Source organism: Streptomyces sp. NPDC045431, from assembly GCF_040646655.1.
Classification (GTDB): Bacteria; Actinomycetota; Actinomycetes; order Streptomycetales; family Streptomycetaceae; genus Streptomyces.
This window is the reverse complement of sequence record NZ_JBEZAQ010000006.1, coordinates 1-22,930: the sequence shown is the minus strand read 5'-3', so window position 1 is coordinate 22,930 and position 22,930 is coordinate 1. Positions and strand designations below refer to the sequence as shown.

The following is a 22,930-nucleotide window of genomic DNA, read 5'->3' as shown; positions in this document are numbered from 1 at the left end:
TACACGTCGTGACGCGGATGAGCCAGGTCGCGCTGCGGGTGCACCGGCTCGTCGGCGCACACGGCGTCTCCCGTGTCGACTTCCTCATCGCGCCCGGCGGCCGGACACCGGTGCTGGAGATCAACACCGTGCCGGGACTGTCCGAGCTGGGCAACCTTGCCACCATGGCCAAGGCGGCTGACATTGCCCTACGAGGAGCTGATCGTGCACGTGTTGGACACCGCGTTCACCAAGCCCGCGCACGTGCCGTAGCGGTCCCACCCGGCGCCGCATCGCCGTCCTCGGCGAGATGGCCGAGCTGGGCGGCGAGGCTGCTCTGTGGCATGACAAGGTTGCGCGCGCTGTGATCAGTCACCGCGTCCACCACACCATTGGCATTGGCGGCCCCCACACACAGCAGGTGATCGTCACTATCCGCGACAGTGGTCTCGACGCCACGGGCGTCGATCCCGCCAACGACCTCGCACACCAGATCGACACCCATCTCCAGCCGGGCGACGTCGTCCTCGTCAAGGGGGCCAACGCCCTCGGGCTCGAAACCGTCGCCCGTGAACTCGCTGCCATGAGGGTCCAGCGCGACGCCTGACGGAAACTGGAGGGAGGGCGGCCACCACCGCCTCCCCGTCCTCTCCGACCTCACCATCGACATGAGTGCGTTTCCCACCGCCTAGCGCCCCAGCAACCCCACCAGCTCCCGCATGTCGTCGAAGACCACCACCCCGTCGCCCGCCAGCCGGTCCGCCCGCGTCAGGCCGCCGCAGTAGCCGAAGGCGCGCATGCCCGCCGCGCGGGCGGCGGCGACGCCGTACGGGCTGTCCTCGACGACCGCGCAGCGGGACGGCGGGACGCCCATCGTGGCCGCCGCGTGGAGGAAGAGGTCCGGGGCGGGCTTGCCGCGCGGGACGTCGGCCGCGCTGAAGACGCGGCCCTCGAAGCGGGGGAGCAGGCCCGTGGTGGTGAGGTTGCGGCGGATGGACGCGTGGCCGCCGTTGGAGGCCAGGCAGTACGGCACCGACAGGGCGTCCAGCACGTCCGTTATCCCGTCGACCACCGTCAGCTCCGCGTCCAGCGCCTCCTGGTAGAGGTGCTTGTACGTGTCGAACCAGCCCCGCTCCAGCGACCTGCCCAGGCGCTCCTCCACGATCGCCCGGTACGTCTCCGACGACGAGCCCACGAAGTACTCGACGATCTCCTCCTCCGTGAACGAGACCCCGAGATCGGCGAAGATCTCCGCGTCGACGCGCACGCAGATCCGCTCGCTGTCCACCAGGACCCCGTCGCAGTCGAAGATCACCAGTTCGACGGGGTGTACGTGATCATGAGTCATGCGCCGCAGCGTACGGGGCACCGATGAGTTCCCGGCGCGGAACGGGTCTCCCCCCATGTGGACACCACCGAGCCCCTCGTCTTCCGCGTCACCGGCCCCCTCGGCCCCGACGACGTGCCCCGGCTCTGCGCCGAGCTCGCCGAGCTGCTCGACGGCGCGGGGGCCGGGGTGCCCGTCGACTGCGACGTCGTCGGGGTCATCCGGCCCGGCCTTGACGCCGTCGAGGCACTCGCGCGGCTGCGGCTCACCGCGCAGCGGCTCGGCCACCCCCTGACCGTCCGGGGAGCGGCGCCCGGGCTGCGGGCGCTGCTCCGGCTCGTCGGGCTGGAGGCGCTCCTCACGCCTCCAGGCGGTCCGGGAGGTCGAACAACGGGAACCAGCGCTTCACGTCCAGGAACGACGTGATGCCCGAGACCTTCCCGTCCACGATCTCGATGACCATGAGCGCCCACGGGCTGAAACCGCCCTCCGGGTCCGGGTGGTAGTGCGCGAACGCCGGCGTGCCGTTCGCCACGATCGGCACCAGACGCGAGCCGCGGCAGACCTCGCCGACGCCGAGCATCCAGCCCACGATGTCGTCGTGGCCCCGCAGCCACAGGTCGTAGGGCGGCATGGAGAGCGTCGCGTCCTCGTGGAGGAGGGCGGTCAGGGCCTCCATGTCGTACCCCTCGAAGGCCGCGACGTAGCGCTCGAGGAGCTGCTTCTGCTCCTCGTCGAGCGGGTCGGCCGGGTCCGTGTCGGCCGGGGGCGACTCCGCCAGCGTCGCCCGCGCCCGCTGCAGCGCGCTGTTGACCGAGGCGACCGACGTACCGAGGAGTTCCGCCACCTCGCTCGCCTTCCACGCCAGCACCTCGCGCAGGATCAGCACCGCCCGCTGCTTGGGCGGCAGGTGCTGCAGCGCGGCCACGAACGCCAGCCGCACGGTCTCGCGCGACACGGCCGTCTCCGCCGGGTCCGCCACCGACGGCAGCACCCGCCCGTCCGGCACCGGCTCCAGCCAGGTGAGCTCCGGACGGGCGTTGAGCTGCGCCTGCGCCACCGGCGTCGGGGCCGTCAGGTCCATCGGTCGGGCCCGGCGGTTCCCGGCGTTCAGCGCGTCCAGGCACACGTTCGTCGCGATGCGGTACAGCCACGACCGCAGGGACGAGCGCCCCTCGAACGAGTCGATGGAGCGCCACGCCCGGACCATCGTGTCCTGCACCGCGTCCTCGGCCTCGAAGGCCGACCCCAGCATGCGGTAGCAGTACCCGGTCAGCTCGGTCCGGTACTCCTCCAGCCGGTCCTGCACGGCCGCATCGCCCATGACGTCCACCCCTGTCGCGCTTCCCTGCCTCTCTCACGGAAGCTACAGGAGGCCACTGACACCCGGGGTCAGGTTCCCGGCTTCCGCCCGTAGACGTACACGTCGTCCCCGTTGCGCAGCAGGTTCCAGTACGCCTTCGCGTCCGCCGGCCGCAGGTTGACGCAGCCGCCCGAACCCGGCGGGTTGTACATGGACTTCTCGACCGAGTGGAAGGCCTGCCCGCCGTCGAAGAACTGCGCGTACGGCATCCACACCTTGTAGATCGTCGACCAGTGCTTGATGTTGCGGTGGTAGACCCGCTTGGCGCCGGTCCGGGTCTCCGCGCCGTCCCGCCCCGTGCGCACCGGCACCGGACCGTACGTCAGCTTCGCGCCGTCCTGGATCCAGCTCAGCTGCCGCGTGAGGTCCACGCACGCGATCCGGCCCTTGTTCGTCGGGCACGCGCCCGCCTTGTTGGGCGTCTTGCCGGCCGCCCGCTGCGCCAGCATCGTGTTCATGGTCTGCCACGTCAGGGGCCCGGCGTACCCCACCGACGGCGTTATCCCGTGCGCCTTCTGGAACGACTGGATGGCCTTGCAGTCGGCCGGCGACTGCTTGCCGTCCACCGGCCGCCCGAGGAACTTCTCCACCTGCTTCTGGTACGGCCCCGTCTGCGTCGTACAGGACGCCGCCGCCTGCGCGGGAGCGGCCAGTGCGACCGTCAACGGCAGGACCAGCCCGGCGAGTCCGAGGGTGACCCCCACCCCTCTGCGTATGCGCTTCCCACCCACGTACACCAACCCCCATCCGGTTCGGTGCGGTTGTTATGCCCTTAGGACGCTCCGGGAAGCCGTGCGGTTGTACGTACGCCGCGATTCACGCTCCTGTACGCGCGCGCTGTGCGTGCCGTACAGGGTGACGGACACGACGCCGAGGACGGCGACGAGCCCCAGCAGGACCGTGCCCGCCCAGCCGCCCGCGTGGAAGGCGACCGCGCCGAGCGTGCCGCCCGCGCTGCTGCCCAGGTAGTACGCCGACTGGTAGAGCGCCGACGCCTGCGCGCGGCCCGTCTTCGCCGTACGGCTCACGGAGGACGAGGCGACCGCGTGGCCCGCGAAGAAGCCCGCCGTGATGAGGACCAGGCCGGCCAGGACGGCGGCCAGCGCGTCCGACAGGGAGAGCAGCAGGCCCGCCGCGGTCGTGGTCACCGCCAGGTACAGCGCGCCGCGCCGCCCGAGCCGTCCCACCAGCTTGCCGGCCGCGGCCGACGACACCGTACCCACCAGGTAGATCAGGAAGATCGAGCCGATCACGCCCTGCGGGAGCGAGAACGGCGCCTCGACCAGCCGGTAGCCGATCACCGTGTAGACGGCGCCGAAGACCGTCATGAACAGGGCGCCGATCGCGTACAGGCGCATCAGCAGCGGGTCCGCCAGGTGGACGCGCACGGCCTTCGCCAGCGCACGCGGGCGCAGCGACCCCGGCGCGAAGTGGCGCGCCTTCGGCAGCATCAGCCGGAACACCACCGCGCACACCAGCGCCATCACGCCGACCGCGGCCAGCGCGGCGCGCCAGCCCCACAGCTGGGCCGCCCAGCCGGTGACGATCCGGCCGCTCATGCCGCCGATGGAGTTGCCCGCCACGAACAGGCCGATCGCGGCGACCAGCGCCTTGGGCCGCACCTCCTCCGCCAGGTACGCCATCGCCGACGCGGGCAGCCCCGCGAGCGCGGCGCCCTGGACGGCGCGCAGCGCCACCAGCCAGGACAGGCTCGGCGCGAACGGTACGAGGAGGCCGACGGCGACCGCGACCGCGAGGGAGGCGGTCATCAGGGTCCGGCGCCCGAAGCGCTCCGACAGGGCGCTCAGCGGCAGCACGCACAGCGCGAGCGCGCCGGTCGCGGCGGAGACGGTCCAGCTGGCCGCCGAGGCGCTCACGCCGAAGTCGGCGGAGACGGCGGGGAGCAGGGCCTGGGTCGAGTAGAGGAGGGCGAAGGCGGCGACTCCGGCGGCGAAGAGCGCGAAGCTCATCCGGCGGTAACCGGGGCGGCCGGGGGCAAGGCGAGTGTCGGCGACCGCGTCGGTGGCGGCCGCCTTGGTACTGGCGGAAGGCATACGACGACGGTAGGCACACCCGTTTCATGCGTCCAATGCATGGAACGGCTTTAATCGTTCCCATGGCGCATCAACACAGCTCACGGGAGTGGCTGTCACCGAACAGTAACGAAGAAGACATGGGGCTGCTGCTCGCGCCGCGCCTCGCGTACTTCGCGGCGGTCGCCCGCCACGAGCACGTGACGCGCGCCGCGCACGAACTCGGCGTCCCGCAGTCGACGTTGTCGCGGGCCGTGGTCCGCCTCGAAGAGGACCTGGGCGTGACGCTGTTCGCGCGCAAGGGCCGCACCGTCTCGCTGACCCCCGCCGGGCGCACCTTCCTCGCCTCCGCCGAGCGCGCGCTGGCCGAGGTGGAGCGGGCCGCCGACACCGTACGCGCCGACGCGGACCCCGCCGCCGGGCGGGTCGCCTTCGGATTCCTGCACACCATGGGTTCGGAGACCGTACCCGAGCTGATCCGTGCCTTCCGCGTGGACCACCCCAAGGTGCGGTTCACCCTCGTCCAGAACTACGGCGAGGCCATGATCGAGCGCCTGCGCTCCGGGGAGCTGGACCTGTGCCTGACCTCCCCCGTCCCCGACGCCCCGGACCTGGTCACCCGGCGCCTCGACGAGCAGCGGCTGCGGCTCGTCGTCCCCGACGACCACCGCCTCGCCGGCCGCAAGCGCGTCCGGCTCGCCGAGGCCGCCGACGAAACCTTCGTCACCCTGGAGCCCGGCTACGGCCTGCGCCGCATCACCGACGCGCTCTGCGCCGAAGCGGGCTTCTCGCCGCGCGTCGCCTTCGAGGGCGAGGAGGCCGAGACCCTGCGCGGCCTGGTCGCGGCCGGGCTCGGCGTCGCCCTCCTGCCGCCCCCGGCGGTCCCGCGCCCCGGTGTCGTCGAACTGACGGTGACGGCCCCGCGCGCGGCCCGCGAGATCGGCGTCGCCTGGCTCGACGGCCACCCGGACACCCCGCCGGTGGCGGCCTTCAAGCGCTTCCTGCTCTCCCGGCGGGGCCGCTTGATCGACGAATCGGCGTGAGCGGGCGCGCGCGGCCGGCGACCCGCAGCCCGGCGGAGCGGCACCCCGAAGGGCCTACCGCCTCAGCGCGTGCCCGAACCCCGACGCCAGCGGCATCCGCAGCCCCAGCGGCGGCGGGGCCGCCAGCGCGTCGGCGACCGGGCGCGCGTACGGGCGCGAGAACAGCGCGCCCAGGACGAAGTCGGCCGCCAGGGCGAGGACCTCACCGCGGTGCTCGCGCAGGGCGTGGCCGTCCGAGTGGACCTCGAAGCGGCACGTGTCGCGGTTGACCTTCTTCGCGCGGTCGGCGAGGCGGTAGGACGACTCGGGGTCCGTACGCGCGTCGTTCGTGCCGTGCACGATCATCACGTGCCGCCCCGCGAGCTGCTTCACCGGTTCGGGGCTGGCCGCCACGTCCTGCTCCGGCAGCCACGGCGCCAGCGCCAGCACGGAGTTGACGGCCGTGTGCCCCGCCGCGCGCAGCGCCGCCCGGCCGCCCATGCCGTGGCCGACCAGACAGACCGGCACGTCGCCGTACCGCCGCACCACCTCCGAGGCCGCCCACGCGGCATCCGCCGCGAACAGCGCGTCGGCGCCGTTCCACCCGCGGCCCCGGTAGCGCACCACATGCGCCACCAGCCCCTCCGCCCGGCCCTCGCGCGCCAGCCGCCGCGCCAGCGGCAGACACGCCGCGCGCGCCAGTGCCGAGGGCCCGCGCCCTGACGCGGGCGCACCGTCCGGCAGGAGCAGCACCACACCCCCCACCGCCGGTACCCCGGCCCCGACGGGCCGGCCCAACCGAGGAGCACGCGCGCCGCTCGTTCCTACGAGTGCGTGGTTCGCCATGGCAGAACAGTCTCAGAAGTCGAGATGTACTCCATCCGTACGGGCGGTCACTGTTGCGTATCGACGCCGAAGAACCCTCCTTCTACGCGCGTAGGGGCTAGAGTTCGAAAATGACGAGCTCCATCCCCAACCTCCCGACCACCGACCAGATCCGCCGCGCGCCCAAGGTGCTCCTCCACGACCACCTCGACGGCGGACTGCGGCCCGGCACCGTCGTCGAACTGGCCCGGGACGCCGGGTACGGCGCGCTTCCCGAGACCGACGCCGACAGGCTCGGCGTCTGGTTCCGCGAAGCCGCCGACTCCGGCTCCCTGGAGCGCTACCTGGAGACCTTCGCGCACACCTGCGCCGTCATGCAGACCCGCGAGGCCCTCGTCCGCGTCGCCGCCGAGTGCGCCGAGGACCTCGCCGCGGACGGCGTCGTCTACGCCGAGGTGCGGTACGCGCCCGAGCAGCACCTGGACCAGGGCCTGAGCCTGGAGCAGGTCGTCGAAGCCGTCAACGAGGGCTTCCGCCTCGGCGAGCAGCGCGCCCGGGCGGCCGGACACCGCATCCGCGTCGGCGCCCTGCTGACCGCCATGCGGCACGCCGCCCGGGCCCTGGAGATCGCCGAGCTGGCCAACCGCTACCGCGACCGCGGCGTCGTCGGCTTCGACATCGCGGGCGCCGAGGCGGGCTTCCCGCCCACCCGCCACCTCGACGCCTTCGAGTACCTCAAGCGCGAGAACAACCACTTCACCATCCACGCGGGCGAGGCGTTCGGCCTGCCGTCCATCTGGCAGGCGCTCCAGTGGTGCGGCGCCGACCGCCTCGGCCACGGGGTGCGGATCATCGACGACATCGAGGTCGCCGACGACGGCACCGTCGTGCTCGGGCGCCTCGCCGCGTACGTGCGCGACAAGCGCATCCCGCTGGAGATGTGCCCGACGTCCAACCTCCAGACCGGCGCCGCCGCCTCGTACGCCGAGCACCCGATCGGCCTGCTGCGCCGGCTGCATTTCCGGGTGACCGTCAATACGGACAACCGCCTCATGTCCGGCACGAGCATGAGTCGGGAATTCGAGCGGCTGGTCGAGACGTTCGGCTACACGCTCGACGACATGCAGTGGTTCACAGTCAATGCGATGAAATCAGCATTCATTCCTTTCGACGAACGCCTGGCCATGATCAATGAGGTGATCAAGCCCGGTTACGCCGAGCTCAAGTCCGAATGGCTGTTCACGCAAACCGCTGCGACCAGCGGTTCCATGTCCTGAGCACCCTCACGGGAGATACCGGAAACGGTCGGGAAACGCACGACCCGGCCGTTTCCGGTGTTTGCGGAGATCGGCGTCGGCTGACTAGCTTGCAGAGCCGCTCATCTTCCCCCGAATTCCCCCGAGGACGATTTTCGATGAAGCAGTCCGCCGCCAAGACCCTCGGTGTCGCCGCTCTCGGTGCCGCTTTCGCCGCCACCGCCGCCGGAAGCGCGTCCGCGGTCGTCGGCCCCACCTCCGCCGGCCTCGAGGCCACGAACAAGGTGCTGCCGATGGCCATGCCCCTCGCGGGCGCCGCCATCGAGCAGCTCCCCGGCCAGGCCACGGAGGCGGTGGGCACCGCCCAGGGCCTCACCGGCGCCGTCCAGGGCCTGCCCGTCGACCCCAGCACGCTCGGCGCGGTCACCAGCCTCGTCGGCGGCCTGCCGGTCGGCACCGTGCTCGGCAGCAACGGCGTCGGCGCCTGACACACGGACGCCCGACACGTCCACGCCTGACACACCCACGCCAACGGGCGCGCACCCCACGAGGGTGCGCGCCCGTCGCCGTACGCACGCCGTACGCCGCGGCGGATCACCAGGCCGGCTTGGCGGCCTTCTCCGACGGCAGCAGTATCCACAGCGCCAGGTACAGCAGGAACTGCGGGCCGGGCAGCAGGCACGACACGAGGAAGATCACCCGCATCGTCGTCGCGGAGGTGCCGAAGCGCCGGGCCAGCGCAGCGCACACTCCGCCGATCATGCGGCCTTGGCTGGGGCGGACAAGTGCGGCCATGGTGGGCTCCTTGGTGACGGGGTGGGTCGTCGTCCTCGGATCCATCCTCTCCCGTCCAAGCGGGGCGAAGCGTCGGACTACGGGGCGATTCCGACCCTGGGAATCGTCGGGGTCGCACCCTGAGAGGTCTCCTCCCGGCGGACCGGACGCCCCCGGCCCGCCCCCCGCCGCAGCCGCGCCCGCGCGGCCGGCACCACGGCCAGGTGCGCCAGCGCCACCCCCACCGTGTTCAGCAGCAGTGCGTCCACGTCCACCACCCGCCCCGGCACCACGGTCTGCAGCAGCTCGATGGCCAGCGACACCAGCGCGCCCGCCGCGACGGTACGGGCCAGCGAGGCCCACGGCGAGACGTCCAGCCGGCCGCCCGCCACCGGCAGCAGCACACCCAGCGGGGCGAGAAGCAGCAGGCCCTCGCCGATCCGGCGCGCGGCCTCGGCGGCTCCGAGCGCCAGGTCCGCCTTGATGCCCGCGAACGGCTCGAGGTTGTCGGCGTTCACCCACATCACGTCCAGTGGCCGGAGCGTCAGCCATCCCACCAGCACCAGGTGCGCGAGAAGCAGGACGAACCCCACCGCGCGGAAGCCGATGCGGAACCGGATGGCGGCACTGCCGCCCGAACCTTGACGCTGCACGCCCCCCAAGACGCGCCCACCGGCAGGATCGGTTCCGCTCACGTCCCGGCCGTACCCGAGCAGCCGTCCGAGCAGCCGCGTCAGGACGCGGGCGCCTCCGCCGTCGGCTCCACCGACTCCGGACGCTCCTTGACCGCCTTCGTACACGCGTACCGCCGCGCCGGACGGTCCCCGGGCCCGCCCAGGACGACTGTGTCGTCCCCGGCGGTGGTCGCGGCGTTCTCCGCGTACGTGCACACCAGCTGCGACAGCGCCGCCGGCGGCAGGTCGTCGGGCTGCCGGCTCAGCCGCAGCGCCCGCGCCGGATCACCCTCCCGGCCCGCCGAGACGCTCAGCGGCGGCTCCACGTACGTGACGAAGCCCGCCTGCCGCTCGCTCGCCGACGGCTCGGCCGACAGCTGGGCCAGCAGCGCCCCGGCCACCGCCACACGGCTGTCGCGGCCCTTCACGACGGGCGGCTCGTCGGCCGTGCGCCGCACCGGCTCCAGGCCGGACGCGCACACCAGGTACACCGTCACCGGCAGGCCCTGCCGCCCCTCGGCCCCGGCCGCGTCGGAACCGGAGCCGGAGCCGGAGCCGGAGCCGGAGTCGGATTCGGAGAGGGTGCACGGCATCCGCGAGGGCGCGGCACCCGCGTCGACCGGGACCGTCGGCCGGATCCCGCAGCCGGCGGCGAGGGCGGCGACCGCGGCGGCACCCGCGAGCACGCCCGCGCCCCGCCGCCACCGCTTACGCGTCCTCATGCCCGCCGCCATGTCCGCCGCCCTTCTGCTGTCCGTCCTCGCCGAGGGGGGTCCGCGACGCGTCGCGCGGCAGCCGCAGCACGAACACCGCGCCGTCGCCGTCGGGAGAGTTCGCCGCCGTGATGTCACCGCCGTGGATCAGCGCGTTCTCCATCGCGATCGACAGGCCGAGGCCGCTGCCCTCGGAGCGCGGCCGGGAGGCGCTCGCCTTGTAGAACCGGTCGAAGACGTGCGGCAGCACGTCCTCGGGGATGCCGGGGCCGTGGTCGCGCACCTCGATGAGGAGGTCGTCGCCCTCCGTCCGCACCGCCACCCGCACCGGCGAACCGCCGTGCTTGAGGGCGTTGCCGATGAGGTTCGCGAGGATCACGTCCAGGCGGCGCGGGTCGAGCCGCGCCATGAGGCCGCGCTCGGCGTCCAGCTCGACCGCGTCCAGCCACGCGCGCGTGTCGATGCAGGCGGTCACCTGGTCGGCCACGTCCACGTCGTCCAGCACGAGCCGGGCCGTACCGGCGTCGAAGCGGGTGACCTCCATCAGGTTCTCGACCAGCGTGTTGAGCCGCCGCGTCTCGCTGACCACCAGGGCCACGGCCGGCGCGATCATCGGGTCGAGGCCGTCCTGCTCCTCCTCCAGGACCTCGGTCACGGCGGTCAGCGCGGTCATCGGCGTCCGCAGCTCGTGCGACATGTCGGCGACGAAGCGGCGGCTCGACTCCTCCCGCGCGCTCATGTCCGCGACCTTCTTCTGCAGGCTCTCGGCGGCCGCGTTGAACGTCCGCGACAGCTCCGCCAGTTCGTCCGTGCCCGACACCCGCAGCCGCGTGTCCAGCTTGCCCTCGCCGAGCCGCCGCGCCGCCTCCCCGAGCCGGTGCACCGGCTTCAGCACGGTCGTGGCCGCCGCCTGCGCGAGCAGCGCGGAACCCAGCAGCGCCAGCAGCGTGGCTATACCCAGCGACCAGGCCAGCGAGTTGAGGTCCTGCCGCTCCGGATCCAGCGACTTGAACATGTACCCGGTCGGCCCGCCGCCCACGATCCGCGTACCGCCCACCAGGTAGGGCGTCTGGCCGCGCTCCGTGCGCTGCCAGAACAGGTGGTACGCGTACGGATTGCCGTCGTTGACCTCGTGCCGCTCGTCCACCGCCGCCCGCAGCGCCTGCGGTACGTCCTCCAGCGTGAACCGGTCCGGGTCGGAGACGCCGACGATCGGCTTGCCCGCGTCCCGCTCGGCCAGCAGCACCACGCCGTACCCGACGCCGTTGGACGACATCTCCTCGGCGGTGCGCCGCAGCTCCTCCTCGGTGGGCCGCAGCGGCAGCGACGCGGCCCGGTTCTGCATCTCCTGGCGGAAGTCGTTCAACGCCGAGTTCTGCGTCCGCGTCAGCACGGCCTCGCGGTTCAGCCAGTACGCGATGCCGGACGCGGACACGGCGGCGGTCAGCGCGACGAGCGCGAAGACGACCACCATGCGCAGCCGCAGGCTCGTCCAGCGAAGAGGTCTCACGAAGGTACGTCCAGCCGGTAGCCCACGCCCCGCACCGTGCGGATCAGGGTCGGCGACGACGGCACGTCCTCGACCTTCGCCCGCAGCCGCTGCACACACGCGTCCACCAGCCGCGAGTCGCCCAGGTAGTCGTGCTCCCACACCAGCCGCAGCAGCTGCTGGCGCGACAGCGCCTGGCCCGGCCGGCGGCTCAGTTCCAGCAGCAGCCGCAGCTCGGTCGGGGTGAGCTGGAGGTCCTCGCCGTTCTTCGTCACGGTCATCGCCGACCGGTCGATCACCAGCGACCCGAACGTCGCCGAGTCCGTCGACTCGCGCTCACCGCGCCGCAGCACCGCCCGGATACGGGCGTCCAGCACCCGGCCCTGCACCGGCTTGACGACGTAGTCGTCCGCACCGGACTCCAGGCCCACCACGACGTCGATGTCGTCGCTGCGCGCCGTCAGCAGGATGATCGGCAGCTGGTCGGTGCGCCGGATGCGCCGGCACACCTCGAAGCCGTCGATGCCGGGCAGCATCACATCCAGCACGATCAGGTCCGGCCGCTGCTCGCGCAGCAGTTTCAGGCCGTCCTCGCCCGTCGCCGCGGTGGCCACTTTGTGGCCCTGGCGTGACAGCGAGAGTTCGAGGGCCGTGCGGATGGCGTCGTCGTCCTCGATCAGCAACAGGAAAGGCACGCCGTCATTCTGTCCCATGGTGGAGGGGCAGTTCGACCGCCCGTCGCCCCGCGGCCGGCCCCGGCCGCTGTGACACGTCTGTGACAGTCGACGGACACCGCTATGAAGTCGCCCGGGCAAGCTTTTTCGCACCGGACCGAAACAGACTCCAACCGACGGGGGGCGTGAGATGAACGCAGTGCTCAGCACCGGCACCACCTCGAACGCAGTTGTCACGCGTCTCCACGACGTCACGCGGAGCACCGAGAAGTCCGGTGCCGTGAACGGGCGGGGGTGCGTTCGCGGCGCCGGACGTCAGCACAAGCCGCCGTACATGGCGGCCGTGCCTGACGGGGGAGGGTCGTACAGGGAGGCCACGGGGGAGCGGTCGAACCGTACGGAGGCTGCGGACGCCGAAGCGGCGTTCTCCGCCTACGTACGCGAGCGCCGCGCCTCCCTGTACGCCACGGCCTACCACCTCACCGGTGACCGTTTCGAGGCCGAGGACCTGCTGCAGAGCGCGCTGTTCTCGACGTACCGCGCCTGGGACCGCATCACGGACAAGGCGGCGGTCGGCGGCTACCTGCGCCGCACCATGACGAACCTGCACATCAGCGCCTGGCGGCGGCGGAAGATCGACGAGTACCCGACGGAGGAGCTGCCTGAGTCCGCCGGCGACAGCGACGCGATGCGCGGCACCGAACTGCGCGCGGTGCTCTGGCAGGCGCTGGCCCGGCTGCCCGAACTGCAGCGCACCATGCTGGTCCTGCGCTACTACGAGGGCCGTACGGACCCGGAGATCGCGGAGATCCTCGACATCAGCGTCGGCACGGTCAAGTCGAGCATCTGGCGCTCCCTGCGCCGGCTGCGCGAGGACGACGTCCTCGGCTTCGGCCGTGACCAGGAGGAGTCCTTCGGCCAGCTCGTGGCCTGAGGGAACGGGGGGCCCGCCGCGCGGCCTCGGGGGAGGCCGCGGCGGGTCATGGGTACGGGGGTGCCCACAACAGGGGGACACGGGGGTACGGGGGAGCGTGGGGCCGGACGGGGCGGAAGCCCTGCCCGGCCCCACGCGCGTTCCCGTGCCGGTGTCTACGCCGTCGCCGAGGGCGTAGGGGTGGGGGCGCGGTCCGCCGCTGCGGCGGTCACGCGTACGAGGGCCTCGGGCTGGTCGCAGGGGTGCGCGCCCAGGGCCGTCTGGCGGGCCACGATGGAGCGCTCGGCGCGCATCAGCCGCCAGCCCCTGCGCAGCAGGAACGGCACCGACTTGCGGCCCTCGCGCAGGTCGCGCGCCAGCCGGCGGCGGAACGTCGTGGACGGGCGGCCGCGCAGGCACAGCGCGTCGGCCAGGACGCCGAGCTCCCGGCAGCGCGCCACGATGTCCGCCGCGAAGATGCCCTCGGCCACGAACAGCGGTGCGCGCGCGATGTCGAGGACGTCGCGGCCGACGCGCGCGCTGGTGGCGATGTCGTAGACCGGGACGTCCGTACGGCCGGTGGCGCACAGCTCCGTGATCGCCGCCACCGCGGCGTCCGCGTCCCAGGACGACGGGGAGTCCCAGTCGATGTCGGGGCTGCCCGGGACGAGCGGGAGCGTCGGGTCGTCGGCCTCCTTGTAGAAGTCGTCGAGGCGCAGCACCGGAAGGCCGGTCCGGGCCGCGAGGGAGGACTTGCCGGAGCCGGACGGTCCCGCGAGCAGCACGACGCGGGCCTGAAGGGGATGGGAACTCACGGGACACCAGTCTGAGGCATGCACCCGTGCGGGGGACCCCGCCGGGCACCCGTTGGTATCGAGCATCACATCTCGCATACGCTGCGTGGTCGTTCGGTTGCGCTCGACATACACGCGGCAGGAGCCCCTCCCATGGCACGTCACACTCTTCTCCAGGCCGGGCTGACCCTCTCCGCCCTCGGCGCCGCGCTGGGCGCCGGTGGGGGCACGGCGCACGCGGTCCCGTCCCCGGTGGGCGAGCTCGACACGGCGTCCGCGATGCAGGGGGTGCAGGCGGCCGCCCCGCACGTGGTGGGCGCCGCCAAGAACCTGAAGATCAACCCGCTCGCCCAGACCGGTGTCGACCCGCTCAACAACGGTGTCGGCACGCAGGTCGGCGACTTCCAGCCGGTGAGCACCACCAGCATGACGGGCTCGCTGACCAGCGCCCCGAACCTGCCGGTGGCCGGGCCGCTGCTGGGCGGCGCGCTGCCGGGCTAGGGGGTGTGTCGTCAATCAGGCCGGATCAGAGAGCGGCGTCTGGTGCATGGGGTCTCCCCAGGCCCCTATGGGGCCGAGGGGGCGTATCGCAAGGCGGAGGAGGGAGCCTCCCCCGTGCCCGAAGGGCTACGGGGGCCCTTGGCGACCGACGACAACGCGGCGTGGGGGGCACTCCCAGGCGAAGCTCTGGGGGAGCGGTGCCAGGCGTCGCGAGCCCGGCAAGGTCGGCAAGACGCCCCTCTAGGCCGTGTCCGGAAAGTCGATCGCTTGTTGCTCTGTTCGTGGTGCGTCGACATGAACTGACGGATGAGTCGTGGGCGTTGATCGCTCCGTTGCTGGCGTCGGGCCGGATGGGCCGGCCCGTGCGGGACCGGCGCCAGGTCGTCAACGGGATCTCGTGGAAGCTGTCCACCGGGGCTGCCCGGCGTGACCTGCCGGAGCGTTACGGGGCCGTGGAAGACGGTCTACGAACGCTTCCGGCGGTGATCCCCCAGCCTTCCGATCAGGTCGCCAAGCGCAAGAAGCGAGGCCGATCCGGCGGCCGCCCGCCTGCCTTCGACCGCGAGGCATACAAGCAGCGCAACACCGTCGAGCGGCGCATCAACAAGCTCAAGCAGTGGCGCGGCCTTGCCACCCGATACGGCAAGCCCGCCATCACTTGGTGCTGTGTCGCCCAGTAACACGAGTGGGCAAAGACTGCGCGTGTCTCTTTCGGCACCCAAGCCGGATCGGCGACACTTGTCATGAGGCAAAAGTTGCTCACGGGCGGACACCACGGGCAAAGTATCCGCTGGCCTGCCGGCGCAGGGACAGTGGGGGATGTGCAGCGATGACCGCGACAGCCGCTGGAGCGGGTGAGGCCTCGGAGGGGGCTCGCCCGACTGGTCTACCAGCAGGGATCATGCCCGAGGTGTTCGAGTGTCTGCCGGACGCTGTCACTGTCTCCGTTGCCGTGCGGGATGGCGATGGGCGTGCGGTGGATATGCGGCTGGAATCCATGAACGCAGCCGCTCGGGCCGGGCAGCCCGGCCAGGCGGCGCCCATCGGGGGATTGTGCAGCGAGCTGTGGCCGCAGATGGTCGACAACGGCTCCTTCGCCGCTTGCATGCGCGTCCTGGACACCGGCGAGCCTGCGCAGGGAGCGTTCACCTGGACTCAGGTGAATGCGTATCGGGCGGCGGACTACGAGTATCAGGCCGTGCGGGTCGGACCGGATCATCTGCTGTGGGTGCTGCGCGACAACAGCGAACGTGTGCTGAGAGCCGAGCTGCTGGCCGAGGTCACCGCAGCGCTGGCCGCGGCGGATACCGTCGCCGCTGTCATGACCGTTCTCACCACGCGTATCATGCCGGCCGTCGGAGCCGTGGTCGGTGGCGCCGTCCTGAGCGAGCCGGGCAGTGACTGCTACACGGTGCGGCACCTCCATGACGCCGATCAGACGCTCAAGCCTCCCGCTCCATTCAGCGTCCACGCGCCCTACCCCATGGCCCACACGGCCCGAACCGGGCAGGCCCTGTTCTTCGCCGACCCGGCCGAGCGGGCGCAGGCCTTCCCCGAAGCCGCCCATTTCTTCACTGACCGATTCCAGTCGACGGCGGTACTGCCCATGCGCGTGGAGGAACGCCTCTTCGGCGCGGTCAGTTTTCACTTCTCCGTGCGCCACCTCTTTGCCGAGTCCGAGCGTGGCTTCCTCCGTGCTCTGGTAGGGCAGTGCGCTCAGGCCATAGACCGTGCCCGGCTGCTGCGCGAGTCTGCTGACAAACAGGCCCAGCTCCAGGCTCTGTCTGACGTCAGCCGTGTTCTGGCCACATCCCTGGACCCGGAGACAACCTTCGCCAACATCGCAGCCACTGTGGTGCCACAACTCGCCGACGGATGCCTTATCCATGTCATCGACGAAGCCGGCCAGCCGGCCCTAGTCGCTCTGGCCCACCGCGACCCCGCGCAAGAGCAATCCCTGCGCGCTCTGTTGCGCGATTTCCCTCCGCGGCTGGACGCCGAAGGCGGAGTCGGAGCTGTGGCCCGTACCGGCCGCTATGAACTGATCACCGATGTCGCTCGCACTCTGGACCGCCTGGCACGCAGTCCGGAACATCGATCAGCCCTGCGCGGTCTCATACCGGCGGCGTCCTGGCTTGCGGTTCCCATGACGCAGACCGGGGCCGTCATCGGCGCCATGGTCCTGATCCAGGCCGCCCCTGCGCAGAGCCTGTTCACCGAACGTGACATCCCCTTCGCCCAAGAACTCGCACAACGCGCCGCACAGGCGGTTGACAACGCACGGCGCTTTACGGAACAGAGCCAGGTCGCCAACGCCCTGCAGAAAAGCCTGATGCCGGCCAGCCTGCCGGACATTCCCGGGGTGGAGCTCGCCGCGTGCTATCACCCCGGAGCCCGGGGCAGCCTGGTCGGCGGCGACTTCTACGACATCGTCCCGACGGGACCCCGCAGCTGGGCCCTCACCATCGGTGACGTGTGCGGCAAAGGCCCTGAAGCGGCCGCGCTGACCGGCCTGGTACGCCACACGGCGCGCGCCGCTGGACGCCTGGAGACCGGTCCGCACACGGTGCTGAAGGCCGTCAACAGCGCCATCATCGCGGACCGGCCTGCTCACCGCTTCTGCACGGCCGCCTACGCCGACCTCGACCTCAACGCATCACCGGCCAGCCTGCGCCTGACCCTTGGTGGGCATCCGCACCCGCTGCTGCGCCGGGCCGACGGAACGATCACCCGCCTGGGCAGAGCAGGCACCCTCCTTGGCGTCATGAACGACCCCCCTCTGCACACCACCGAAGACGACCTCCAGCCCGGGGACCTGCTCCTGCTGTACACCGATGGTGTCACCGAACGCCGTTCGGGCTCCGTCATGCTCGGCGAGGACGGCGTCCGCAGCACTCTCGCCCGTACGTGCCACTCTTCCGCCGCCGCCACCGTCGCCGCGCTCGAGAAGGAAGTCCTCGGCTACGGTTCGACACCGCCAGGCGACGACTTCGCCATCCTGGCCTTGCGTATCACCTGAGCTGCCGAGGCATGCAGCAGCCGGCCACATCCGGCCACCGTGCCCGTGCGGCTCGGGCTCCGCGCACACCCATGAATCCAGACCAACCTGGCGAGGCGTGAAACAGATCAAGTACGCAGAAACGAGGCCGATCAATGGGTCAAGACGCCTCTTACGGGTACGTGGTCGCTCGACAGCTCAGCAGGTGGGGGCTGCGGGCCCGCTCGGGAGTTTCTGGACCATGACGACTTCGGCCTGGGTGCAGTCATTGCGGGTGCCGTCGGCGGCCCAGCGGGCGAAACGTCCGTGGACGGTCTGCCACGGGCCGAACCGCTCGGGCAGGTCCCCCCAGCGCAGTCCGGTGCGGAACTTGAACACGATGCCCTCAAGGACCTGGCGGTGATCCCGCCACCGGCCACGAGCACGGCCCACAGGCGGCAGCAGCGGTTCGATCACCGCCCACGCAGCGTCAGAAATCTCCCCATCCCTCACCACCGGACCAACGATCCGATGATCGGAAAGACGCCCCCCTAGGACGGCGCCTCCGTACGAGAACGGCCCCGCGCTCCCCCGGACGGAGGGGAGGCGGGGCCGTTCGCACAGGGGGACCCGTCGGACAGGGGGACCCGTCAGTACGAGGAGCCCGAGGCGCCCAGCGAACCCGTGGGGTGCCAGACCGTCTTGGTCTCCAGGAACGCGGTCAGGCGGCGCGTGCCCGGGTCGGCCGTGAAGTCCTCGCCGTCCACGGCCGCGGGGCGCAGCACCCGCTTGAGGTTGTCCGCGGCGGCGATCTCCAGCTCCCGCGCCAGCTCCGCGTCCGCGCCCGTCAGGTCCATGGCGTTGACGTCCTGGTGCGCGGCGAGCGGCCCGGCGATCTCGGCCGTACGGCCCGACAGGACGTTGACGACACCGCCCGGCAGGTCCGAGGTGGCCAGGACCTCGCCCAGCGACAGGGCGGGCAGCGGGGCCTTCTCGGAGGCGATGACGACCGCGGTGTTCCCGGTGGCGATGACGGGCGCGACGACCGACACCAGGCCCAGGAACGACGACTCCTGGGGGGCGACGACCGCGACCACGCCCGTCGGCTCCGGCGTCGACAGGTTGAAGAACGGGCCCGCGACCGGGTTCGCCCCGCCCACGATCTGCGCGATCTTGTCCGTCCAGCCCGCGTACCAGACCCAGCGGTCGACGGCCGCCTCGACGGCCTCGGCCGCCTGCGCCTTCGACAGGCCCTCCGCGTGCGCGACCTCGCGGACGAACTGGCCCTTGCGGCCCTCCAGCATCTCGGCGACGCGGTAGAGGATCTGGCCACGGTTGTACGCCGTCGCGCCCGACCAGCCGCCGAACGCCTTGCGCGCCGCGACGACCGCGTCCCGCGCGTCCTTGCGGGAGGAGAGCGGCGCGTTGGCCAGCCACTTGCCCTTGTGGTCCTGCACTTCGTACACCCGGCCGCTCTCGCTGCGGGGGAACTTGCCCCCGACGTACAGCTTGTAGGTCTTGAAGACGCTCAGACGGTTCTGTTCGGTCTTGTCAGACATCGAGGTACGCCTCCAGGCCGTGGCGGCCGCCCTCGCGGCCGAAGCCCGACTCCTTGTAGCCGCCGAAGGGCGAGGTCGGGTCGAACTTGTTGAACGTGTTGGCCCAGACGACGCCCGCGCGGAGCTTGTTCGCCACCGCGAGGATGCGGGAGCCCTTCTCCGTCCAGATGCCGGCGGACAGGCCGTACTGGCTGTTGTTGGCCTTCGCGACGGCCTCGTCGGGGGTGCGGAAGGTCAGCACCGACAGGACCGGGCCGAAGATCTCGTCACGGGCGATGGTGTGCGCCTGCGTGACGCCCGTGAAGAGCGTCGGTGCGAACCAGTAGCCGTGCGCGGGCAGCTCGCAGGCGGGCGACCAGCGCTCGGCGCCCTCCGCCTCGCCGGTGTCGGCGAGGGCCTTGATGCGGGCCAGCTGCTCGGCGGAGTTGATCGCGCCGATGTCGGTGTTCTTGTCCAGCGGGTCGCCGAGGCGCAGCGTGGACAGCCGGCGCTTGAGGGCGTCCAGCAGCTCGTCCTGGATGGACTCCTGGACGAGGAGGCGGGAGCCCGCGCAGCAGACCTGGCCCTGGTTGAAGAAGATGCCGGTGACGATGCCCTCGACGGCCTGGTCGATGGGCGCGTCGTCGAAGACGATGTTGGCGCCCTTGCCGCCCAGCTCCAGGGTGAGCTTCTTGCTGGTGCCCGCGACCTGGCGGGCGATGGCCTTGCCGACGGCGGTGGAGCCGGTGAAGGCGACCTTGTTCACGTCCGGGTGCTCGACGAGCGCGGCGCCGGCGTCCCCGTAACCCGGCAGGATGTTGACGACACCCTTCGGCAGGCCCGCCTGGCGGCAGATGTCCGCGAAGAAGAGCGCGGAGAGCGGGGTGGTCTCGGCCGGCTTGAGGACGACCGTGTTGCCGGCGGCGAGCGCCGGGGCGATCTTCCACGCGAGCATCAGCAGCGGGAAGTTCCACGGGATGACCTGGCCCGCGACGCCGAGGGGGCGCGGGTTCGCGCCGTAGCCCGCGTGGTCGAGCTTGTCGGCCCAGCCCGCGTAGTAGAAGAAGTGCGCGGCGACCAGCGGGAGGTCCGCGTCGCGGGTCTCCTTGATCGGCTTGCCGTTGTCCAGGGTCTCCAGGACGGCGAGCTCGCGGCTGCGCTCCTGGATGATCCGGGCGATGCGGAAGAGGTACTTCGCGCGCTCGGCGCCCGGCAGCGCCGACCACTTCTCGAACGCCTTGCGGGCGGCCTTCACGGCCCGGTCGACGTCCTCGGTCCCGGCCTGGGCGACCTCGGAGAGGACCTCCTCGGAGGAGGGCGAGATCGTCTTGAAGACCTTGCCGTCCGCGGCCTCGGTGAACTCGCCGTCGATGAACAGGCCGTAGGACGGCGCGATGTCGACGACCGAGCGGGACTCGGGTGCGGGTGCGTACTCGAACTTGGTCATGGTCATCAGTCCACCGTCACGTAGTCGGGACCGGAGTAACGTCCGGTGGCCAGCTTCTGACGCTGCATCAGCAGGTCGTTGAGCAGGCTCGAGGCGCCGAACCGGAACCAGTGGTTGTCCAGCCAGTCCTCGCCCACGGTCTCGTTGACCAGGACCAGGAACTTGATGGCGTCCTTGGTCGTGCGGATGCCGCCCGCGGGCTTCACCCCGACCTGGACCCCGGTCTGCGCGCGGAAGTCGCGCACCGCCTCCAGCATGAGCAGCGTGTTGGCGGGGGTGGCGTTGACGCCCACCTTGCCCGTCGAGGTCTTGATGAAGTCGGCCCCGGCGATCATGCCGAGCCAGGAGGCGCGGCGGATGTTGTCGTACGTCGACAGCTCGCCGGTCTCGAAGATGACCTTCAGGCGCGCCCGCTCGCCGCAGGCCTCCTTCACGGCCCGGATCTCCTCGTAGACCTTCAGGTAGTCGCCCGCGAGGAACGCGCCGCGGTCGATCACCATGTCGATCTCGTCCGCCCCGGCCTCGACGGCGTCCCGCGTGTCCGCGAGCTTGACGTCGAGGGCGGCGCGGCCGGCCGGGAAGGCGGTCGCGACGGAGGCGACCTTGACGTCCGTGCCGGTCAGGACGGCCTTGGCGGTGGCCACCATGTCGGGGTACACGCACACCGCGGCGGTGCGCGGGGTGGTGCGGTCGGTCGGGTCGGGGTGGACGGCCTTGGCGGCGAGCGCCCGGACCTTGCCCGGGGTGTCCGCGCCTTCGAGCGTCGTCAGGTCGATCATCGAGATGGCCAGGTCGATGGCGTACGCCTTGGCCGTGGTCTTGATCGAACGGGTACCGAGTGACGCGGCGCGCGCTTCGAGGCCGACGGGGTCCACACCGGGCAGCCCGTGGAGGAAGCGGCGCAGTGTGCTGTCGGACGCGGTCACGTCAGCGAATGCGGAGAGGGTGGTGGGCATGGTCACCACTGGAGCATATCTACGCGCGTAGCGGCCTGTACAGCCCCCGTTTCCGGGGCTGTGGAAAACCCCTGGTGGCAGTGGTGGACACGGGGAGCGTGAGTGCTGTCACACGCCTGTGACGGGGAGCGGACGACTCCCCCACACAAGATCCATAACTTTGTTCGTGCAGCCCCGCCCCACACTCAACGGCCACACCGACGAGGCAAGGCAGGCATGCGGCTCTTCCCTCCGAAAACCGACCTGTTCACAGGAGTCGTTATGCGTTCCGCCCTTCGCACCGCCCTTGCCACCGCCGTCCTCGCCGGCATCGCTCTGACCCCGGCCGTTACCGCCGGCGCCGCCTTCGCGGCGGACGGCACCGGGCCGGCCGCCGGCGCCAAGACCGCCGAGACCAAGACGGGTGACACCAAGACCGCCGGCGCCGACCGCGTGCACGTGCGGACCGAGCCGCTGCTGGCCGGTGTGGTCGCCGAGGTCTACAAGAAGGGCGACGGCCGCTTCGTCGCCGAGTTCTTCAAGGACGGCAAGCTCCTCGGCAGCCTCACCAGCGGCGACAAGGTCGTCAGGGGCCGGTTCGCCAACGTGGGCGTCGAGCTCAGCCCGAACGGCCACCTGCCGGCCTTCCTGACCACCCCGGGCTCCCAGGGCGAGCTGATCAAGACCCACATCCTCCCCAAGGAGATGGTCGCCCACGTCTACAAGGTCAACGAGGAGGTCTACTCCGCGGAGATCCTCAAGGGCGCCGACTCCGTGGGCGCCCTCAAGGCCGGCACGGCGGACTTCCTCATGCCGCAGGACTGGAAGGTCTTCGACGGCGTCAAGGTGACCCTGAAGGGGGACGGCACCCTCACCTGGAGCCTGCTCGACGAGGGCGGCAAGGGCGACAGCGGCAAGGGCGAGGACGGCAAGGGCGACGCCGCCAAGGGCACCTTCGTCCGCGACGAGACCCTCTCCGACGGCACCCTCGTCAAGATCTACAAGGTGGCCGTCCGGCACTACCGCGGCGAGTCCTTCGTCAACGGCCGTTCCATCGGCGTCGTCGACGCCAACGCCCGCTCGGCCGCCGGCAACAACAACGGCAGCTTCTTCGTCCTGAACCCGGACGGCACCACCCACCACTGGGTCGGCAACCTCACCACCGGCGGCAAGCCCGGCCAGTACCAGCTCGCCGACGGCACCGTCCTGGAGCTCGGCAAGAAGGACGGCATGTACGGCCTCCAGCTGGTCGAGAACGGCAAGGGCCGCGGCTTCACCTACACCAACGGCGAGGCCCGCCGGGTCTTCTTCTACGGCGCCTCCGTCCTCGTACTGGAGCAGGACGGCGGCATCGCGGCCTACCACCTCAAGGGCGGCAAGCAGGGTGCGCCCGTCTTCCTCGGCAAGGGCGCCGCCCAGACCACCGGCGGCGCCAAGCCGCAGGGCGGCACCACCGGCAAGGCGTCCACGCAGCAGACCTCCGCCACCACCCAGACCACCATCGTGCCCAGGGGCGGCGTCGCCGCCGGCGCCGAGGTCGAGGAGGGCGAGCACCTGCTGGTCGTCGCCGGTGCGGGCGCCGCCGCCGTCACCGCCGCCGGGCTCGGCTTCGTCGCCCTGCGCCGCCGCACCGGCGCCGGCACCCGCGCCTGACCACCCCACCCCCACCGGGCGGGCCGCCGCACCCCGCGGCGGC

24 protein-coding genes and 3 pseudogenes are annotated in these 22,930 nt (G+C 71.6%); 12 read left to right on the top strand and 15 right to left on the bottom strand.

Annotated elements, in window-relative coordinates; all coding sequences use genetic code 11:
• The first annotated feature begins 17 nt into the window (after window positions 1–17).
• On the top strand, window positions 18–347 hold the full coding sequence (locus AB0A69_RS15525; protein ID WP_361420882.1) for a hypothetical protein: 330 nt from the start codon (window positions 18–20) through the stop codon (window positions 345–347).
• Complete coding sequence (locus AB0A69_RS15520; RefSeq protein ID WP_361421694.1) at window positions 290–586, top strand: hypothetical protein; 297 nt, start codon at window positions 290–292, stop codon at window positions 584–586. Before AB0A69_RS15525 ends, AB0A69_RS15520 begins: the two co-directional genes overlap by 58 nt.
• 81 nt (window positions 587–667) lie before the next feature.
• On the opposite strand, the gene AB0A69_RS15515 is transcribed toward AB0A69_RS15520, so the two are convergent.
• Window positions 668–1,327, bottom strand: coding sequence for an HAD family hydrolase (locus AB0A69_RS15515; protein WP_361420879.1), 660 nt, complete (start codon window positions 1,325–1,327; stop codon window positions 668–670).
• Between the two features lie 57 nt (window positions 1,328–1,384).
• Between AB0A69_RS15515 and AB0A69_RS15510 the strand changes: the two genes are divergently transcribed.
• The gene (locus tag AB0A69_RS15510) at window positions 1,385–1,732 is read left to right on the top strand and encodes an STAS domain-containing protein (RefSeq protein WP_361420876.1); all 348 of its coding nucleotides are present in this window, start codon (window positions 1,385–1,387) and stop codon (window positions 1,730–1,732) included.
• Here AB0A69_RS15510 and AB0A69_RS15505 read toward each other — a convergent pair.
• The 3 genes from AB0A69_RS15505 to AB0A69_RS15495 form a co-directional block, all read right to left on the bottom strand.
• Window positions 1,665–2,630 carry a sigma-70 family RNA polymerase sigma factor gene (locus AB0A69_RS15505; protein WP_361420873.1) on the bottom strand — a complete coding sequence of 322 codons (966 nt, stop codon included), beginning with the start codon at window positions 2,628–2,630 and terminating at the stop codon, window positions 1,665–1,667. The genes AB0A69_RS15510 and AB0A69_RS15505 overlap by 68 nt on opposite strands.
• 68 nt (window positions 2,631–2,698) lie before the next feature.
• Window positions 2,699–3,346, bottom strand: a complete 648-nt coding sequence (locus tag AB0A69_RS15500) for a L,D-transpeptidase family protein (RefSeq protein WP_361421643.1) — start codon at window positions 3,344–3,346, stop codon at window positions 2,699–2,701.
• A gap of 87 nt (window positions 3,347–3,433) precedes the next feature.
• Window positions 3,434–4,723, bottom strand: coding sequence for an MFS transporter (locus AB0A69_RS15495; protein WP_361420870.1), 1,290 nt, complete (start codon window positions 4,721–4,723; stop codon window positions 3,434–3,436).
• 62 nt (window positions 4,724–4,785) lie between these two features.
• Between AB0A69_RS15495 and AB0A69_RS15490 the strand changes: the two genes are divergently transcribed.
• Window positions 4,786–5,745 carry a LysR family transcriptional regulator gene (locus tag AB0A69_RS15490; RefSeq protein ID WP_361420867.1) on the top strand — a complete coding sequence of 320 codons (960 nt, stop codon included), beginning with the start codon at window positions 4,786–4,788 and terminating at the stop codon, window positions 5,743–5,745.
• Between the two features lie 54 nt (window positions 5,746–5,799).
• Here the strand turns inward: AB0A69_RS15490 and AB0A69_RS15485 are convergent, their stop codons facing one another.
• Entirely contained in the window at window positions 5,800–6,570 is a 771-nt protein-coding gene (locus AB0A69_RS15485; RefSeq protein ID WP_361420864.1) for an alpha/beta hydrolase, read from the bottom strand.
• A gap of 110 nt (window positions 6,571–6,680) precedes the next feature.
• On the opposite strand from AB0A69_RS15485, the gene AB0A69_RS15480 reads away from it, so the two are divergent.
• Window positions 6,681–7,826: an adenosine deaminase gene (locus tag AB0A69_RS15480; protein ID WP_361420861.1), complete on the top strand. Its 1,146-nt coding sequence runs from the start codon at window positions 6,681–6,683 to the stop codon at window positions 7,824–7,826.
• A gap of 137 nt (window positions 7,827–7,963) precedes the next feature.
• Entirely contained in the window at window positions 7,964–8,293 is a 330-nt protein-coding gene (locus AB0A69_RS15475) for an ATP-binding protein (RefSeq protein WP_361420859.1), read from the top strand.
• A gap of 106 nt (window positions 8,294–8,399) precedes the next feature.
• On the opposite strand, the gene AB0A69_RS15470 is transcribed toward AB0A69_RS15475, so the two are convergent.
• The 5 genes from AB0A69_RS15470 to afsQ1 form a co-directional block, all read right to left on the bottom strand.
• On the bottom strand, window positions 8,400–8,600 hold the full coding sequence (locus AB0A69_RS15470; RefSeq protein ID WP_361420856.1) for a PspC domain-containing protein: 201 nt from the start codon (window positions 8,598–8,600) through the stop codon (window positions 8,400–8,402).
• A gap of 77 nt (window positions 8,601–8,677) precedes the next feature.
• Entirely contained in the window at window positions 8,678–9,232 is a 555-nt protein-coding gene (locus AB0A69_RS15465; RefSeq protein ID WP_361420853.1) for a VanZ family protein, read from the bottom strand.
• A gap of 80 nt (window positions 9,233–9,312) precedes the next feature.
• On the bottom strand, window positions 9,313–9,975 hold the full coding sequence (locus AB0A69_RS15460) for a hypothetical protein (protein WP_361420850.1): 663 nt from the start codon (window positions 9,973–9,975) through the stop codon (window positions 9,313–9,315).
• Entirely contained in the window at window positions 9,962–11,440 is a 1,479-nt protein-coding gene (locus AB0A69_RS15455; RefSeq protein ID WP_361421640.1) for a HAMP domain-containing sensor histidine kinase, read from the bottom strand. The genes AB0A69_RS15460 and AB0A69_RS15455 overlap by 14 nt, the downstream gene beginning before the upstream one ends.
• Window positions 11,441–11,472: 32 nt before the next feature.
• Window positions 11,473–12,150, bottom strand: coding sequence for a two-component system response regulator AfsQ1 (afsQ1, locus tag AB0A69_RS15450; RefSeq protein ID WP_361420847.1), 678 nt, complete (start codon window positions 12,148–12,150; stop codon window positions 11,473–11,475).
• 169 nt (window positions 12,151–12,319) lie between these two features.
• Between afsQ1 and AB0A69_RS15445 the strand changes: the two genes are divergently transcribed.
• Window positions 12,320–13,063: a SigE family RNA polymerase sigma factor gene (locus tag AB0A69_RS15445; RefSeq protein ID WP_361420844.1), complete on the top strand. Its 744-nt coding sequence runs from the start codon at window positions 12,320–12,322 to the stop codon at window positions 13,061–13,063.
• A 155-nt stretch (window positions 13,064–13,218) separates the two neighbouring features.
• Here the strand turns inward: AB0A69_RS15445 and AB0A69_RS15440 are convergent, their stop codons facing one another.
• Window positions 13,219–13,923 carry a uridine kinase gene (locus AB0A69_RS15440; RefSeq protein ID WP_361420841.1) on the bottom strand — a complete coding sequence of 235 codons (705 nt, stop codon included), beginning with the start codon at window positions 13,921–13,923 and terminating at the stop codon, window positions 13,219–13,221.
• Between the two features lie 66 nt (window positions 13,924–13,989).
• Here AB0A69_RS15440 and AB0A69_RS15435 point away from each other — a divergent pair, with 66 nt between their 5' ends.
• The 4 genes and pseudogenes from AB0A69_RS15435 to AB0A69_RS15420 all read left to right on the top strand — a co-directional run bounded on the left by AB0A69_RS15435 (window position 13,990) and on the right by AB0A69_RS15420 (window position 17,356).
• Window positions 13,990–14,337: a hypothetical protein gene (locus AB0A69_RS15435; RefSeq protein ID WP_361420839.1), complete on the top strand. Its 348-nt coding sequence runs from the start codon at window positions 13,990–13,992 to the stop codon at window positions 14,335–14,337.
• 275 nt (window positions 14,338–14,612) lie between these two features.
• Window positions 14,613–14,820 (top strand): annotated as a pseudogene (locus AB0A69_RS15430) (transposase); the annotation flags it as partial.
• Window positions 14,805–15,017 (top strand): annotated as a pseudogene (locus AB0A69_RS15425) (IS5/IS1182 family transposase); the annotation flags it as partial. The pseudogenes AB0A69_RS15430 and AB0A69_RS15425, both read left to right, overlap by 16 nt.
• A 221-nt stretch (window positions 15,018–15,238) precedes the next feature.
• On the top strand, window positions 15,239–17,356 hold the full coding sequence (locus tag AB0A69_RS15420; RefSeq protein WP_361420836.1) for a GAF domain-containing SpoIIE family protein phosphatase: 2,118 nt from the start codon (window positions 15,239–15,241) through the stop codon (window positions 17,354–17,356).
• A 252-nt stretch (window positions 17,357–17,608) separates the two neighbouring features.
• On the opposite strand, the pseudogene AB0A69_RS15415 reads toward AB0A69_RS15420, so the two are convergent.
• The 4 genes and pseudogenes from AB0A69_RS15415 to deoC form a co-directional block, all read right to left on the bottom strand.
• A pseudogene (locus AB0A69_RS15415) lies at window positions 17,609–17,830 on the bottom strand (transposase); the annotation flags it as partial.
• Window positions 17,831–17,964: 134 nt separating this feature from the next.
• Window positions 17,965–18,873, bottom strand: coding sequence for an aldehyde dehydrogenase family protein (locus AB0A69_RS15410; protein WP_361420833.1), 909 nt, complete (start codon window positions 18,871–18,873; stop codon window positions 17,965–17,967).
• Window positions 18,866–20,305 (bottom strand): aldehyde dehydrogenase family protein, encoded by a 1,440-nt coding sequence (locus tag AB0A69_RS15405; protein WP_361420830.1) that lies wholly within the window; start codon window positions 20,303–20,305, stop codon window positions 18,866–18,868. Before AB0A69_RS15405 ends, AB0A69_RS15410 begins: the two co-directional genes overlap by 8 nt.
• Window positions 20,305–21,255, bottom strand: a complete 951-nt coding sequence (gene deoC, locus AB0A69_RS15400; RefSeq protein WP_361421637.1) for a deoxyribose-phosphate aldolase — start codon at window positions 21,253–21,255, stop codon at window positions 20,305–20,307. Before deoC ends, AB0A69_RS15405 begins: the two co-directional genes overlap by 1 nt.
• 261 nt (window positions 21,256–21,516) lie before the next feature.
• On the opposite strand from deoC, the gene AB0A69_RS15395 reads away from it, so the two are divergent.
• Entirely contained in the window at window positions 21,517–22,887 is a 1,371-nt protein-coding gene (locus AB0A69_RS15395) for a hypothetical protein (protein WP_361420827.1), read from the top strand.
• Window positions 22,888–22,930 lie beyond the last annotated feature (43 nt).

Bases quoted from the DNA above. Each gene is read 5' to 3' on its own strand.
- AB0A69_RS15525 (WP_361420882.1), top strand. From the start codon at position 18: ATGAGCCAGGTCGCGCTGCGGGTGCACCGGCTCGTCGGCGCACACGGC.
- AB0A69_RS15520 (WP_361421694.1), top strand. From the start codon at position 290: ATGGCCGAGCTGGGCGGCGAGGCTGCTCTGTGGCATGACAAGGTTGCG.
- AB0A69_RS15515 (WP_361420879.1), bottom strand. From the start codon at position 1,327: ATGACTCATGATCACGTACACCCCGTCGAACTGGTGATCTTCGACTGC.
- AB0A69_RS15505 (WP_361420873.1), bottom strand. From the start codon at position 2,630: ATGGGCGATGCGGCCGTGCAGGACCGGCTGGAGGAGTACCGGACCGAG.
- AB0A69_RS15495 (WP_361420870.1), bottom strand. From the start codon at position 4,723: ATGCCTTCCGCCAGTACCAAGGCGGCCGCCACCGACGCGGTCGCCGAC.
- AB0A69_RS15490 (WP_361420867.1), top strand. From the start codon at position 4,786: ATGGCGCATCAACACAGCTCACGGGAGTGGCTGTCACCGAACAGTAAC.
- AB0A69_RS15485 (WP_361420864.1), bottom strand. From the start codon at position 6,570: ATGGCGAACCACGCACTCGTAGGAACGAGCGGCGCGCGTGCTCCTCGG.
- AB0A69_RS15480 (WP_361420861.1), top strand. From the start codon at position 6,681: ATGACGAGCTCCATCCCCAACCTCCCGACCACCGACCAGATCCGCCGC.
- AB0A69_RS15475 (WP_361420859.1), top strand. From the start codon at position 7,964: ATGAAGCAGTCCGCCGCCAAGACCCTCGGTGTCGCCGCTCTCGGTGCC.
- AB0A69_RS15470 (WP_361420856.1), bottom strand. From the start codon at position 8,600: ATGGCCGCACTTGTCCGCCCCAGCCAAGGCCGCATGATCGGCGGAGTG.
- AB0A69_RS15460 (WP_361420850.1), bottom strand. From the start codon at position 9,975: ATGAGGACGCGTAAGCGGTGGCGGCGGGGCGCGGGCGTGCTCGCGGGT.
- AB0A69_RS15455 (WP_361421640.1), bottom strand. From the start codon at position 11,440: ATGGTGGTCGTCTTCGCGCTCGTCGCGCTGACCGCCGCCGTGTCCGCG.
- AB0A69_RS15445 (WP_361420844.1), top strand. From the start codon at position 12,320: ATGAACGCAGTGCTCAGCACCGGCACCACCTCGAACGCAGTTGTCACG.
- AB0A69_RS15440 (WP_361420841.1), bottom strand. From the start codon at position 13,923: ATGCTCGATACCAACGGGTGCCCGGCGGGGTCCCCCGCACGGGTGCAT.
- AB0A69_RS15435 (WP_361420839.1), top strand. From the start codon at position 13,990: ATGGCACGTCACACTCTTCTCCAGGCCGGGCTGACCCTCTCCGCCCTC.
- AB0A69_RS15420 (WP_361420836.1), top strand. From the start codon at position 15,239: ATGCCCGAGGTGTTCGAGTGTCTGCCGGACGCTGTCACTGTCTCCGTT.
- AB0A69_RS15410 (WP_361420833.1), bottom strand. From the start codon at position 18,873: ATGTCTGACAAGACCGAACAGAACCGTCTGAGCGTCTTCAAGACCTAC.
- AB0A69_RS15405 (WP_361420830.1), bottom strand. From the start codon at position 20,305: ATGACCATGACCAAGTTCGAGTACGCACCCGCACCCGAGTCCCGCTCG.
- deoC (WP_361421637.1), bottom strand. From the start codon at position 21,255: ATGCCCACCACCCTCTCCGCATTCGCTGACGTGACCGCGTCCGACAGC.
- AB0A69_RS15395 (WP_361420827.1), top strand. From the start codon at position 21,517: ATGCGTTCCGCCCTTCGCACCGCCCTTGCCACCGCCGTCCTCGCCGGC.